At 40.3% G+C, this 14,409-nt stretch carries 15 protein-coding genes; 14 read left to right on the forward strand and 1 reads right to left on the reverse strand.

Going from position 1 to position 14,409, the window contains the following annotated elements; translation table 11 throughout:
- Positions 1-146 precede the first annotated feature (146 nt).
- The 5 genes from CLV38_RS02905 to CLV38_RS02925 all read left to right on the forward strand — a co-directional run bounded on the left by CLV38_RS02905 (position 147) and on the right by CLV38_RS02925 (position 4,656).
- Positions 147-1,070, forward strand: coding sequence for a ketopantoate reductase family protein (locus CLV38_RS02905; RefSeq protein WP_170068797.1), 924 nt, complete (start codon positions 147-149; stop codon positions 1,068-1,070).
- Between the two features lie 100 nt (positions 1,071-1,170).
- Entirely contained in the window at positions 1,171-1,512 is a 342-nt protein-coding gene (locus CLV38_RS02910; protein ID WP_106191295.1) for a hypothetical protein, read from the forward strand.
- Between the two features lie 36 nt (positions 1,513-1,548).
- Positions 1,549-2,346 carry a carbon-nitrogen family hydrolase gene (locus tag CLV38_RS02915; protein WP_106191297.1) on the forward strand — a complete coding sequence of 266 codons (798 nt, stop codon included), beginning with the start codon at positions 1,549-1,551 and terminating at the stop codon, positions 2,344-2,346.
- Positions 2,347-2,385: 39 nt separating this feature from the next.
- Positions 2,386-3,114: a DNA-3-methyladenine glycosylase family protein gene (locus CLV38_RS02920; RefSeq protein ID WP_211295404.1), complete on the forward strand. Its 729-nt coding sequence runs from the start codon at positions 2,386-2,388 to the stop codon at positions 3,112-3,114.
- Positions 3,115-3,180: 66 nt separating this feature from the next.
- Positions 3,181-4,656, forward strand: coding sequence for a hypothetical protein (locus CLV38_RS02925; protein ID WP_106191299.1), 1,476 nt, complete (start codon positions 3,181-3,183; stop codon positions 4,654-4,656).
- Between the two features lie 54 nt (positions 4,657-4,710).
- On the opposite strand, the gene CLV38_RS02930 is transcribed toward CLV38_RS02925, so the two are convergent.
- Positions 4,711-5,382, reverse strand: a complete 672-nt coding sequence (locus CLV38_RS02930; RefSeq protein ID WP_106191301.1) for a CAP domain-containing protein — start codon at positions 5,380-5,382, stop codon at positions 4,711-4,713.
- Between the two features lie 182 nt (positions 5,383-5,564).
- Here CLV38_RS02930 and CLV38_RS02935 point away from each other — a divergent pair, with 182 nt between their 5' ends.
- From CLV38_RS02935 to CLV38_RS02975, 9 genes are all read left to right on the forward strand, one after another.
- The gene (locus CLV38_RS02935; protein ID WP_106191303.1) at positions 5,565-6,968 is read left to right on the forward strand and encodes an MATE family efflux transporter; all 1,404 of its coding nucleotides are present in this window, start codon (positions 5,565-5,567) and stop codon (positions 6,966-6,968) included.
- A gap of 669 nt (positions 6,969-7,637) precedes the next feature.
- Positions 7,638-8,264 carry a glycosyltransferase family 32 protein gene (locus tag CLV38_RS02940; RefSeq protein WP_106191306.1) on the forward strand — a complete coding sequence of 209 codons (627 nt, stop codon included), beginning with the start codon at positions 7,638-7,640 and terminating at the stop codon, positions 8,262-8,264.
- 138 nt (positions 8,265-8,402) lie between these two features.
- Positions 8,403-10,013 (forward strand): amidohydrolase, encoded by a 1,611-nt coding sequence (locus CLV38_RS02945; RefSeq protein ID WP_106191308.1) that lies wholly within the window; start codon positions 8,403-8,405, stop codon positions 10,011-10,013.
- The gene (locus CLV38_RS02950; RefSeq protein WP_106191310.1) at positions 10,013-10,921 is read left to right on the forward strand and encodes a YitT family protein; all 909 of its coding nucleotides are present in this window, start codon (positions 10,013-10,015) and stop codon (positions 10,919-10,921) included. The genes CLV38_RS02945 and CLV38_RS02950 overlap by 1 nt, the downstream gene beginning before the upstream one ends.
- Positions 10,922-10,992: 71 nt before the next feature.
- Positions 10,993-11,646 (forward strand): ABC transporter ATP-binding protein, encoded by a 654-nt coding sequence (locus tag CLV38_RS02955; RefSeq protein WP_106191312.1) that lies wholly within the window; start codon positions 10,993-10,995, stop codon positions 11,644-11,646.
- Entirely contained in the window at positions 11,643-12,407 is a 765-nt protein-coding gene (locus CLV38_RS02960; protein WP_106191314.1) for an ABC transporter permease, read from the forward strand. The genes CLV38_RS02955 and CLV38_RS02960 overlap by 4 nt, the downstream gene beginning before the upstream one ends.
- A gap of 241 nt (positions 12,408-12,648) precedes the next feature.
- Complete coding sequence (locus tag CLV38_RS02965) at positions 12,649-13,560, forward strand: 3D domain-containing protein (RefSeq protein WP_245920522.1); 912 nt, start codon at positions 12,649-12,651, stop codon at positions 13,558-13,560.
- 364 nt (positions 13,561-13,924) lie between these two features.
- Positions 13,925-14,113 (forward strand): hypothetical protein, encoded by a 189-nt coding sequence (locus CLV38_RS02970; RefSeq protein WP_106191319.1) that lies wholly within the window; start codon positions 13,925-13,927, stop codon positions 14,111-14,113.
- Between the two features lie 35 nt (positions 14,114-14,148).
- Positions 14,149-14,370 carry a hypothetical protein gene (locus tag CLV38_RS02975; protein ID WP_106191322.1) on the forward strand — a complete coding sequence of 74 codons (222 nt, stop codon included), beginning with the start codon at positions 14,149-14,151 and terminating at the stop codon, positions 14,368-14,370.
- The last annotated feature ends 39 nt before the right edge of the window (positions 14,371-14,409 follow it).

The following is a 14,409-nucleotide window of genomic DNA, read 5'->3' on the forward strand; positions in this document are numbered from 1 at the left end:
AATAATTGACTATAATGCTGGATAAGGAGGCGGATGAATAATCTGTTCCTTATCCAGCTTTTTTTGTCCATAGATCAAATCAGGCATAGGATTATGGTATGATGAGAATCAAAATAAAGACTCAAGAGGGTAAAAAGGGGAAAAATATGAGGGATAAAACAATAGCTATAGTTGGATTAGGTGCTCTCGGTATTTTATATGGCCAGCACTTATCAGCTGCATTAGGAAAAAACAGGGTCAGAATAATAGTGAACCAAGAAAGAAAAGAGCGTTATGAAGAAGAAGGCGTTACTTTGAATGGGGTATTTTGCGATTTTAACTATGTGCTGGAAACAGAGAAGACTAGTCCCGCCGATCTGATTATCGTTTGCACAAAATCATTAACTTTAGACAGTGGGATGGAATCGATGTATAACCAAGTCGGCGAGCAGACGACAATCATATCTTTGATCAATGGCATTTCCAGCGAACAGATTATTGGGTCGAGATTTGGACACGAGAAAGTGATACCAACTGTGGCGATCGGAATGGATGCGACGAGAGAAGGGCAAAATGTCCGGTCGAAAGTAAAGGGCTGGCTGCAGATCGGTGCAGACATTCCTGAAAAAGAATCGAGGCTGCATCAAGTCATGGCGTTATTCGATGAAGCGGCGTTTCCCTATGTAGTTGAAAAGGACATTATGCTTAAAATATGGGAAAAATTCATCATGAACGTCGGTGTGAATCAGGTCGTCATGGTAAATGAAACGACGTATGGTGGTGTTCAGACGGGTGGAGACTTTCACGCACAAGCGCGTGCGGCCATGCTTGAAGTCGTATCGATCGCTCAGTCTGAAGGCATTCTACTCACTGAAGAACATGTGCAAAAAGCATTTGATATTATCGATACAGTGGATCCGGACGGAATGCCCTCAATGAGGCAGGATGGATTTGCCAGAAGACCTTCTGAAGTGGAGCTTTTCTCAGGAACAATTTTAGCCAAATCAGATAAATATGGCATTGCTGCACCAGTAAACGAATTTCTTTACAGTGAAGTAAAGCGTATTGAGTCTGAGTATACTTGGGTGTAGTGTTTTAATCAGCAGATTTAGTGTCGGGAAATGTAATCAAGGACTGTTAGACACAGTTTGTATACTGATAAAAACCTTTAAATGGAAGGGGTAATTAGAAATGAACAGACTAGTTTTATTGATAGGAACCCTCTTTTTATTCTCTTGTCAGTCAGAAGTGGACAAGCTAAATCAACCGGACACAGAATCACCTGATTCAAATAATCAAAATGATGAATCAACTGATGTATTTACAGCAGAAATTATGGAAATTAATGGCGATAGTGCGGTGGTTTTCGCGGAGGATATTGAAGCCTATCCTTCTGGTGCAAATATTAGTATATCTCTGCCAGAAGAGGAAGAGTGGCAAGTAGGAGACGTTTTGCGTGTGGAACATAATGGCTTTTTCATGGAAAGTGATCCCTTGCAAATCGGGCAGATAAGTGTAGAGAAAGTGGATTAACTGCATACTTAAATAGGACGAATTGGAGTGGACTAAATGAAAATCAGCGCTATACAGTTAGATCTTGCTTTTAATGACCCAATCGAGAACGAGAAGACAGTTGAAAAACTGATACGCGAAACAGTCAATAACGAAAAACCTGATATAATCGTTCTCCCTGAGATGTGGAATGTCTCTTTTTTTCCTAAAAACCTTGAAGAGGTTGCGGATCTGAATGGCAAACGGACGGTAAAATTGCTAAGTCACTTAAGTAAAGATTGTGAAGTCAACATAATTGGCGGATCGGTAGCTACACTAATTGATGGACATTTCTATAATACAAGTTACAGTTTTGACCGAGAAGGTGAATTGCTTCATACCTACCATAAGGTCCACTTGTTTTCTCCATCGAACGAACATAAAACATTCAGCTCAGGAAATCAGTTAGGTATTTTTGAAATAGAAGGCATAAAAGTCGGAGTGGCCACATGCTATGATCTCCGTTTTGTAGAATGGATCCGCATGATGGCATTAGAAGGCATTGAGATGTTATTTGTACCTGCAGCTTGGCCAAACCCTAGAGTATTTCCTTGGCAGACACTGCAGCGCGCAAGGGCAATAGAAAATCAGATTTTTGTCATTGGAGTCAACAGTGTAGGTGAGACTGACAAGCTATCATTTTGCGGACACTCAATGATCTTGAATCCTCTAGGAGATACCCTTGCAGAAGCTGCTGAGGAAGAAACAGTTTTGACAGCTGTTATAGATTTGAACTCGCGAAAAGAAATTAGAGAACAGATAAATGTATTTAACGATCGTCGTCCAGAACTTTATAAATGGAATGAACCTAAATAGCAGTGTGCCAGCTTTAGAATAAATGCAGAAAGGCCGATCATGATGGATCAGGAAGAAGAGGAAAAGAGTGCGTATTTCACTATTGACCCCGAAGCGCTGGAGTATTTGAAAAAAGCAGATCCAGTGCTGGGAAAAGCGATAGATGCCATTGGTAAGGTAAGAAGAGTTATCAGACCCAACCTTTATACAGCATTGGTGAACAGCATCATAGGACAGCAGATATCCACTAAAGCCCAGCAGACAATCTGGAACAGGCTGGAAGATAAATTGGGAGAAGTAACACCTGAAAATATACTCAGTTTGTCGGACGAAGAGGTTCAGTCTATTGGAATTTCATTCCGAAAAGTCTCATACATTAAACAAGTCTCTAAAGAAATCGTTCAGGGAGACCTTGATCTGAATGAACTTCAGACAATGAGTGATGATGAAGTGACTCAAAGGCTTTCCCAAATCAAAGGGGTCGGTGTGTGGACAGCTGAAATGCTGATGATTTTTTCGATGGGTCGAGAGGACATTTTGAGCTGGGACGACCTGGCTATTCATAGAGGCTTACGGATGCTCTACCATCACAGAAGGATTACAAAAAAGCTCTTTGCCAAATATAAAAGACGGTATTCTCCATACTCAAGCATTGCCAGTCTATACCTCTGGGAGATTGCCGGAGGAGCTGTTTCTGACATGAAAGACTATGCCCCTTTAACGGAAGCACAAAAAAAGCGTAGAGCACGAAGCAGAAGACACACTAAATCAGTAGATCCGAAAAGATAAACACAGATAATAGACATCTCTTGACCATTGTATTTTTTCAGAAAAGGAAAATCAGGAGGCATGGGCATGCTAAAAGGATATGATTTCAAAGCTGGTAAAAATCCCTATAAACAGTTTAAAACTAAAGAACTCGGCGAGCGTTTATCCAGAGCTCAACGGTTAATTAATAATTTAAACATTCCTGTTTTAATCATTGTAGACGGGTGGGAGTCTTCCGGTAAAGGGTTTGTTATTAAAGACCTGGTAAAAGAGCTGAATCCTAAGCACTTTAAAGTCAGTGTTTTTGAGAACCCGACTGAAGACGAAAACAAGCGTCCTTTTCTTTGGCGGTTCTGGAATAAACTGCCGAAAAAAGGGGATATAGCCATATATGACCGCAGTTTTTATTTCAACGTATTCAATGATTTGTCTTTAACTGGTGAAGCATTGGATAAAGATATCAGAGACATCAGTTCAATTGAGAAACTTCTATTAGATGACGATACGATCATTATTAAATTTTTTCTGCATCAGAAAGAAAAAACGCAGCAGAAAAGAATAGATAAGCTGAAAGAAGATGAAGACCGGTCATTTATGATCAGTGAGCGGGATGAAGAGCAATATGAGAACTACGGAGACTATCTGAATCATTTTGATACTGTTTTAAATAAATCGGACTTTACTTTCAGTAAATGGCATGTGGTCTCTTCTGAAAATAAAAAGGATGCTTCCGATAACATTTTAGGCATGACGATTGATTTAATTCATGAGGGTATTGATCGCATAATGGGGATGAAAAATGGCGGGTTGAGAAAAGAACTGAGAGACTACTCGCCGCAGGAAAAGCCATTGGAAAAAGTGAATCTAAAGCTTGAACTGGATGACGAAGAATACGATAAGCTCAAAGATGATTTGCAGATGGAAGCTCAGCGCTTATCATTCAGGCTGTATACAAATGGTATTCCAACAGTAATGGTCTTTGAAGGAGTGGATGCATCCGGTAAGGGCGGGGCAATCGAGCGACTGACAAGAGAAATGGACCCGAGAGGATACGAGGTCCTGACAACGGCTGCTCCTTCAGAAGATGAAAAAGCGCATCACTATTTGTGGCGCTTTTACAAAGACTTTCCCCAAAAAGGGGATATGAAAATTTTTGATCGCAGCTGGTACGGGAGAGTTATGGTGGAGCGAGTCGAACAGTTTGCTGATATGGAAGAATGGGACCGTGCCTATAATGAGATAAATGAAATGGAACAGCATCTTCATAACTTTAATACACTGATTTTAAAGTTTTTTATATACATTGATAAGGAAGAGCAGCTTAGACGGTTCAAATCCAGGGAAACAGAGCCGGATAAAGTATTCAAATTGACTGATGAAGACTGGCGTAATCGCGAAAAATGGACTGACTATATTGAAGCGATGAATGAAATGCTGGTGCGGACGGATACTGACTATGCCCCCTGGACCATAGTTGAAGGACAACAGAAGAAATACGCGCGAATTAAAGTGTTGCAGACATTTATTGAACAGGCTGGAAAAATACTGGATGAAACAACTTAATTAAAGACAAAAAGAGTATTTCGTGAGAAATACTCTTTTTGAGGTGTTGTTATGTTAACGTTGAGTTCCAAATAGTTGAGTGGCATAGAGGAATTCGCCATCAAAATGGACACCAATCCCTATTTCTTCAAAATCAGGACGAATCATATTTTCGTAATGACCTTCACTTTCAACCCAACCGTTAAAAATTAGTTCAGCCATTTCTTCATCGCTCAAGTAATGAGTGGCCATACCCAGATTTTCTCCTGCGACTCTGTAGGGATAATGAATGCCTTCTTCGTTGAAGACAGTAAAGGTCTCAGAGCCGTCCGGTCTCGTATGTGAAAAGAGCTCTTCCGTCTCAATAGCCCGTATAGTCGCAGCAGCCCTCAGCATATCGTTCGACTTCAGGGGGTCAGCCCCGAGTTCTTCTCTTAAATCATTGAGCAGCTGAATGATTGTCTGTTCAATCAGGTCAACATCAATGTCTTCTGTCTGTTCGCTGGAAATGGCAGGCGCCTCAATTTGGTCCTGTTCCGTATCCTGTCGGGTCAGTGAATTACTCGAAAAGGGTGTCTGATCAAAGGAAATGGTTAGTCTGTCAAAGTCGGTCGTTGATGGGAGGTAACTGACAATCGTATTCATCCAGTTTCCCGCGGTTGTGCCATTCAGTAATCCAGTCGTCCCCAACCAGAAGCCTATAATAAGGGTCAACAGCAGGACAACTAATTTTCTGATAAACTTCATTTTGTGTTCACCCTTTCTAGTCTAAAAGCATTGTATCAGAAAGGTATGAAAGTAAAAAGAATAAGGATGACATTTTATTTGTTTTTTTAGTGTTATTTACTTCTTTTTGTAGGAGGGTTTTTGTATAATATAGAAGTTACTTACAGATAGTTAGTCAAAGATAAATTTAGGGGCGTCATATTATGAGTAAAATGAATTCAGAACAAATGGGCAAGATGCCGATGAATAGACTGGTGCTGACATTGTCCGTACCTATGATGATATCCATGTTCGTCCAGTCTCTTTATAATGTAGTCGACAGTATATTCGTCGCTCAGATTAGTGAAGAAGCTCTGGCAGCCTTATCGTTAGCTTTCCCGATACAGATGCTGATGATTGCTATTCAAGTCGGGTCCGGTGTAGGTATGAATGCCGAGTTATCTAAACGCCTCGGAGAAAACAACAGGAAACTGGCCAGTGCTGCGGCAAATAACGGGGTCTTTCTAGGATTTGTGCATTACGGCTTATTTCTGATCTTTGGTCTTTTATTTATTCGACCATTTTTCGAATTGCAGACTGACAATCCGGAGATCGTCAGGTACGGAATGGAGTATACTGTGCTGATTACCACTTTATCAGTCGGGAAATTCATGCAGTTTGTTTACGAACGGATACTTCAGTCTACCGGTCGAACATTCTATACGATGATTACGCAAGGGACCGGAGCAATATTAAATATTGCACTGGATGCCATTCTAATTTTTGGATTGCTAGGTTTTCCGGCAATGGGAGTCTATGGTGCAGCTATCGCTACTATCATTGCGCAAATCACCTCTGCAATCATGGCGTTTGTTATCAATGCCAAGGTCAATACTGATGTGGATATGGAATATAGAACATTCAGACCTGATTTCAAAGTGATCAAACGTATTTATTCGGTCGGTATACCGTCAATGGTAATGACATCAATCACATCACTAGTAACTTTATTGTTTAATAACATTCTGTTGCAGTTTACATCTACAGCAACAGCTGTTTATGGGGTCTATATTCGTCTGCAGGGATTTGCGTTCATGCCAGTCTTCGGGCTTAATAATGGCATGATTCCGATTGTGTCATATAATTACGGTGCAAAAAATAAAGAACGAATGATTCTAGCCATTAAAATATGTCTGGGATATGGGGAATCCATCATGCTCCTGGGGACGGTACTGTTTCAGTTGTTCCCTGAACAGTTCCTGCTCTTATTCAATGCATCCGACGAAATGATGGAACTGGGAGTAGCCGCATTAAGAACGATTAGTCTGAGCTTTGCTTTTGCCGGAATCAGTATTATGCTGGGGACTGTCTTCCAATCGCTGGGGAATCCGATGCTGAGTTTGTGGATACAGGTCATTCGTCAGCTGATTGTTTTAATCCCTGTCGCTTATGCACTGTCTCTGACAGGAAACGTCAATATGGTATGGTGGTCTAAGCTCATATCAGAAGGAGTCACCGTCGTCTTTGCTTTGATTGCGATGAAATACGTCTATTCCAAAAAAATAGACCCAATGACAGATGCGGAACCCAAAAAACGGAAATTGAAAAAACAATTCGTCACTAAATGATCTAAGTATCAATTAAACCACGCCCACTAAATGAGTTTAGTGAGCGTGGTTTTTCGACTTTCAAGGGATTTTGTTTGTGTTCGGAAGACTAGTGTTATTTGAATAACCGAGTAGGCTTAAGTGAAGTAAGGTAGAGCATAGTGAGTCACTATGCTCATTGGAGTATACCGAAGTAGAGGAGACTTAGGCAGACTGAGAAGAAATGCTTTGGAGAGTATTACCAAGAGACGAGTAACTAGGTTTACTGAGAGATAACGGCAATGGAGTATGCCTAAGAAGCGTGGTGTTGGGTAATGTGAATGCTCAGATCATTCAGAGTATGCTAAAGAGTAGTCTAGTTGGGCAGACTGAAAAACATAGGAGGAATGAGTATGTCGAACTTTTCCAAGTTCGGCATACTCTACCAAATCATCAGATAGAGTAGAGCAAAGCTGATACCGAAAAGTTTATTTAGAAAAGTCAACGGTCTTACCCATCTGAGTTTGTCTCAAACTTTACCTTTGCCTATGGATATAGAGACCTAAGGAGGTCCAATTAATAAGTAAGTAGTTCACCTGAAAAAAGTTCCAATAGCTATTAATCGATTTTTGACCTGTTAGTTTGGTACACTGTAAGGGAGTTCTCATGGAAATTTCATAAATTACAGAACACATAGAAGGAGAGAATCATATGATTCCAAAAATCATTCATTATGCATGGTTCGGAGGAAACCCTTTGGGACCGTTGGAAGAAAAGTGTTTGGCGAGCTGGAAACGGTATTGTCCTGACTGGGAAATCAAACGTTGGGATGAAACGAATTTCAATCCTGAAGACCACGGAGAATATACTAAACAAGCTTATGAAAGAGAAGAGTGGGCTTTTGTATCAGATGTGGCCCGTCTGCATGCGCTAAAAGAATATGGCGGTGTTTACTGCGATACAGATATGGAGCTTATCAAACCAATCGACAAGTTCCGTAAATTCCCGGCCTTTTTCAGTTTTGAAATCGAAACGGAAATATCTACAGGGATTATAGGAGCAGAGGCGCATCATCCATTTATAGAAGAGTTATATAAAGATTATGATGGGAGAGAATTCATCCTGCCTGACGGATCTCGAGACGATAAAACAAATGTCATCCGAATTACCGAAATCATGACTGAACGCGGGTTAAAACCTGATAATACCTACCAGGAGGTAGAAGGGTGTACTATTTTTCCAAGAGAATACTTTTCTCCAAAGGATTACTGGACACGCGAAGTCGATTCGACCCGAAATACACATGGTATCCATCAATTCACAGGAAGCTGGTTATAATACAATTCAAAGTCAGAGCGTAACGGTCCTGACTTTTTTTTATGCGAAAAAAGATACGGGTTCAAACCGTCACTCGAGAAGAGTATAATGAGATGTGACCAGAAAGAGTTCTTATTAATGAAAGCAGGCGATTTTTAAATGAAATGGTTTAAAAACGGTAAAATTTATTTAAATGAAAATGAATTCGCTGAAAGCATGATTATTGAAAACAACAGAATCAGTCGCATTGGAGATAATGACCAATTGGCTTATGAGTTCAACAATGGAGAAATTATTGATTTGAATGGCCGGACTGTCATTCCCGGACTGATCGATTCGCATCTTCACTTTTTGATGACGGCAGAATTTCTGTCCCTTCTGCCTATTACAGGAGTCTCTTCGATGAAGGAACTGATTGAACGGTGTCGATCGTACATATTGAATAATCAACTATCTGCCGATGATGTTCTCTATTCAGAAGGCTGGAACCAGACACTGTTCACTGACGATAAACGAATGCCTGAAAGAAGCGATCTGGATCAGGCATCTATGACCATACCCATTGTGCTTGTCAGAGTGGATCGCCATGTTATGAGTTTGAATTCTGCAGCACTACAGCACTTTAACATTACGACAGAGAGTATAGTGGCAACTGGTGGAGAAATCCAGAAAGATCATTACGGGGAACCAACAGGCATACTCACAGAAGGGGCACTTGATTTGGTCAAAGCCCAATTGCCGGCTGCTACGATAGAAGTTAAAAAGACCATGATCAAAAACACTATGACGTTAGCCAATCAGTATGGTATCACTTCCATGCATACAAACGATGCTAAAGACGAAACGATAGAAGAAACGCTGTTTGTGTATTCAGAACTGGAAGATGAACAGGCGCTAACGGTACGGTTCTACCAGCAGATCTGGTTCAATAACGGCAACTATCTACCGGATTTTTTAACAAGAGGGTTCTCTTTCCGTAAAGGTACAGACTGGAATCGGATCGGTCCAATCAAGTTTTTCATTGACGGGACTTTAGGCGCCCGTACAGCTGCACTTAGAGAGCCTTATGCTGATGACCAATCCTCTAAGGGAATACTGACTAAATCTGAGGAGACACTGACGAGTGAAGTTAAACTGGCTGTTGATAATGGGTATCAGGTCATCATTCACGGAATTGGCGATCAGGGAATCGAAACGATTTTAAATGCTTACGATGCGGTGCTAGGAGACGAGCCAAATACTCTAAGATTGGGGATCAATCATATGCAGATCACTGGGTTAGATCTGATTGACCGTGTAGCTGATAAAGATTATCTGACATATGTTCAACCCATTTTTCTAGAGGATGATATCCCTATTCTTTATGACCGTATAGGATCACAGCGAGCAGAAACGTCTTATCTGTTCAATACGATGAAGAAAAAAGGAATTCATCAGTCGTTTAGTAGTGACGCTCCGATTGTTTCTTTTAATCCTTTTGAAAACATACAATGTGCAGTGACACGCAATAGACTGACAGATCCATTGGATATACCATACTTGCCGGATGAAGCAATGACAGTCTCTGAGGCGATTGACGCATACACGTATGAAGGAGCGTATGCCAGTTTTGATGAAGATAAAAAAGGACGCATCAGAGAAGGGTATTTAGCTGATTTTGTTGTTCTGAACCAGGATATCTTCACTGTTGAACAGTCCAAAATAAAAGACATCACTGTCCATTCTACTTATGTAGATGGCAATGAGGTCTACAGCGAGGAGAAGACATAATGGCGAGCAGTCACTTGATTACTAAGACGCGAATTAAAAATTTACTACTAATAGTGATCGGATCGATATTGTACGCGACCAGCGTGAATGTCTTTACTGTTCCAAACGGATTATCAGAAGGAGGCCTAACTGGGTTTTCACTGATTCTCTTTTACCTAGTTGATATTCCGCCTTCTTATACTATTTTCATTATCAATATTTTCATACTGGCAATAGGATATAAATTCCTGGATAAAAAGACCCTGCAGTATACCTTAGTTGCCAATGCGATCATCTCCGTTATGCTGCTTGCGGTCACTCGCTATCAGTTCATACCAGAAACTACTCTACTTGCCCCAATAGGTTCAGGTATCTTTATGGGAGCAGGAATCGGACTGATCATGCTGGGTCACGGGACAACTGCGGGCAGCGACATTCTGGCAAAATTACTGGAAAAATATTTTGGCATCAATGTACCGACAGGCTTACTGCTGATCGATGTGTGTATCGTATTACCCAGTGCCTTTATTATTGGAGCAGAGAATGTAGCTCTGACATTGATCAATTTGTATATACAGAGTAAAGTAATCGACTTTGTTTTAGAGGGACTGAACCCAAGAAAATCTTTCTTTATCATCTCTGAAAAACATATTGAAATAGCAGAAGCCATTGAAAATCAATTGGGAAGAGGCATTACGATTCTTGATGGGAAAGGTTATTTTACAAAAGAAAAGAAAGAAATCTTGTATATCATTATAAGCCGCAGGGAAGTGCTGCCCATCAAACGGATCGTTGCAGCACTAGATCCAAATGCGTTTATGACTATTTCTCATGTTCAGGAAGTGACAGGAGAAGGATTTACTTATCTTTCACCTGAAATGCAGGCTGAGCGTATTACAGAAGCGGAGGAAGACTGGCTGGAAGAATAAATAGTTGCGTCACAAACCTAATAGTTTATACTAGTTATTAGATGATATTAATTATAAAAAGGGGTTTGAATATGTCAGAATACCAACTGTCCTTAGAGAGTATTTCATTTAAAGCAGATGAACAAATTATCCTTGATTCAGTTTCTTTCAAGGTGAAAAAAGGCGAACGCATAACGATTACCGGTCCATCGGGTGGAGGAAAAAGTACATTATTAAAGATAATCGCCAGTATCATCAATCCGACACAAGGAACGGTCTACTTTAATGGAGAAGACATCCAAGAGTCTGATCCACTACCTTACCGTCAGAAAGTGGCCTATTTTTTTCAGAACGCTACTTTATTCGATCAAACTGTAAGAGATAATGTCTCTTTTCCCTATGAAATCAGAGAAAAAGAGTTTGATGAAGAAAAGTGTACTGCCATGCTGGAAAGAGTCAAACTCGACAGATCTTACCTGGATAAGCCCATCAAAGACCTCTCCGGGGGAGAAAAACAGCGAGTGGCCTTAGTAAGAAATCTGCTTTTTCAGCCTGAGGTCCTTCTTCTGGATGAAGTAACCAGTTCGCTGGATGCTGAGAACAAAGAAATTATTTATAGCATGCTTGATGAGCTGAATGAAAAAGAGTCGATTACGATCCTTTCCGTAACGCATGATGAACGTGAAATCGATAAAGCGGATAGAGTCTTAACTATCACAAACGGGAAATTGGAGGATTCAGAATGAATGAAAGCTTAGAAATTAGTAATTTCGCACTCATACTCTCGACTGGATTATTACTTATTGCTATATTTGTAGATTATAAGGAAAAACTGAATCTTGGTAATGACATATTTATAGCGGGAATCCGTGCCGTTATTCAGCTGTTTCTGATAGGGTACGTGTTAAGTTACATCATTCAGGCCAATAATATGGTCGTGACTTTAGCTATGGTCCTGTTTATTGTATTCAATGCAGGCTTTAATGCACATAAAAGAAGTGAGGGAATCCCCAAATCACTGTTTATTTCATTATCCTCGATTGGGATCGGGACTGTTATTACACTCGGGATACTAGTATTTTCCGGTGCTATTGACTGGGTGCCTTCTCAAATCGTTCCTATAACAGGGATGATTGCCAGCAATGCCATGATTGGATTGGGTCTGACTTTTCAGGCACTGAATTCGAAATTTGCGGACAGGAGACAGCAGGTCCTTGAAAAACTGGCTCTGGGGGCTAATGAAAAGCAGGCTTCAATGAGCATCATAAAAGAAAGTATCAAAATTGGTATGTCACCGTCTATTGATCGGACGAAAACAGTTGGTCTGGTCAGTTTACCCGGAATGATGTCCGGACTTATATTCGCAGGCATAGATCCTATAGAAGCAATAAGATACCAGATTGTTGTCATGTTCATGCTGATTGGGGTCACCAGTATTTCGAGTTTTATCGCAAGTTATCTGGCTTACAGACAATTTTACAATGACAGAAATCAGCTACTCATTTAAAAAAGCCGGCATTTAAGCATTTTTGTTACATCCCCGACATATCACCTATTTTTGTCACAGTCTCGTAAGGATATAATGAGAACAATACAGACTTACTAAAAACAAGTAACAGATGCCTTATACCCCTTTTCTTTTCATTATTGCATGGTAAGATGCTTACAGTTATCCGGACAACACATATGGGTAAATAGTATGGATCGATCATAGACAAGTAATGAAGATAATGAAAAGGGGTATAAATTTGTTTAATCATAAAAATCAATTTATCAAAGCAGGCGTAACTTTCTCAGCTGGAGCATTGCTGTTTTTGGCTAATCAGTCTGAAGTAAGTGCGAACGACTATACGAGCGCGAACTGGGAACCTAGAACCGTATCAGAAATCGAATCACAAATTGCAGAACAAAAAAATGACCAGAACCCTGACAAAGATGTTGTCAAATATTCATTCGTCTGGGGAGATACTCTATGGGGAGTATCAGAAGCGACAGATATTTCTGTTGATAAATTAGTTCAAGTCAATGGTATTGATGACCGTAGCATGATACATGTCGGTTCTACTATATACCTAAGTAAAGATGCTTCAGTTATTTCTGTTCAAAATGGAGATGAAGAAGTTGTCAGCTACGATGTATCTAATGGTGAAGCTGTTGAGACAGAGACGCCTGAAGAAGTAGAAGAATCGTCTCAAAGTGAAGCAGCTGAGGAAACGACTCAAGTTGAAGAAACTCCAGAAGAAACTGAAGAAGTGACCGTAGTAGAAGAAGTTGTAGAAACTGAAGCTGAGGAAGAAGTCGTTGAAGAAACAGTCGTTGAAGAAACTGTTCAACCAGCTGAACCTGCAGCAGAAAGTTCTCAGACAAGTGAAAATGGCTATACAATGACAGTTGAAGCCACTGCTTATTCTCGCAACCAGCCTGTTCTAAGTAATCATACCTTTACAGGTATTGATTTAAGAGAGAATCCACGTGTAATCGCTGTGGATCCTAATGTTATTCCGTTAGGCTCAACAATCGTTGTTCCAGGATACGGAGAATATGTAGCAGGAGATACTGGTGGTGCGATCATCGGTAATAGAATTGATGTCCACATTGAAAGCCTGCAAGAAGCAATTCAATTTGGAAGACGCACTATAGACATCCAAGTATTCGAATAATCAAACCATCTATCTACTGAACTATAAGTGGGAAGTCACCTTCCTGCTTATAGTTTTTTTATACATAAAATGTGAATATTTTGAGAAGTATTACAGCGCTGTCATAACTGTAAAAGAATGTGGCTGAATTGTAAAAGCCTTTTCTTTTGAAAAAGATTCAGTTCATGGTAGAGTATCTTTATAGCTGAAAATTGCCATTATGAACCTTGAATTGACAGTTGATGTTGTTTTAATACTAAAAAACACTCATCGGTAAATTCGGTCAGGTTTATTTCTTATATAAGGCTTATTACTTTTCTTTGACTGAGAATTTTGGTAATGTTTCGGTAGATAGACGCAAAACTGTATAAAAGGAGAGAGATAAATGAAAAAAATTGCTAAATTCACCGCATTGTCTCTAACTGCAGGAATGCTACTAGCTGCTTGCGGAGACGGGGAAGATATGGAAGAGGATTTTCCTGGCGTTGAAGATCCGGCTACAGAAGATGAGCTGGATGATGATGGCATGAATGATGACCTTAATGATGACTTAGATGATGACACAGACGAGTAAGACGATAAACCATTAAACTATGAGGAGAGATAGATATGAATAAATTAGCGAAATTAACAGCACTGACAATGACAGCGGGGATGCTACTGGCAGCCTGTGGGGATGCAAACGATGATGTAGATGACACATTACCGGGTACAGAAGAACCTGCAGACGATGGCATGGATGACGGATTAGAAGATGACGGAATGGACGATGGACTGGAAGACGACGGTCTAGAAGATGATATGGACGACGACATGGACGACGACGCATAATTTAATGAGTTAAAGGATAAACCACTAAACTATGAGGAG

This window comes from Alkalibacterium olivapovliticus, assembly GCF_003003275.1.
In the GTDB taxonomy this organism is placed as follows: Bacteria; Bacillota; Bacilli; order Lactobacillales; family Carnobacteriaceae_A; genus Alkalibacterium; species Alkalibacterium olivapovliticum.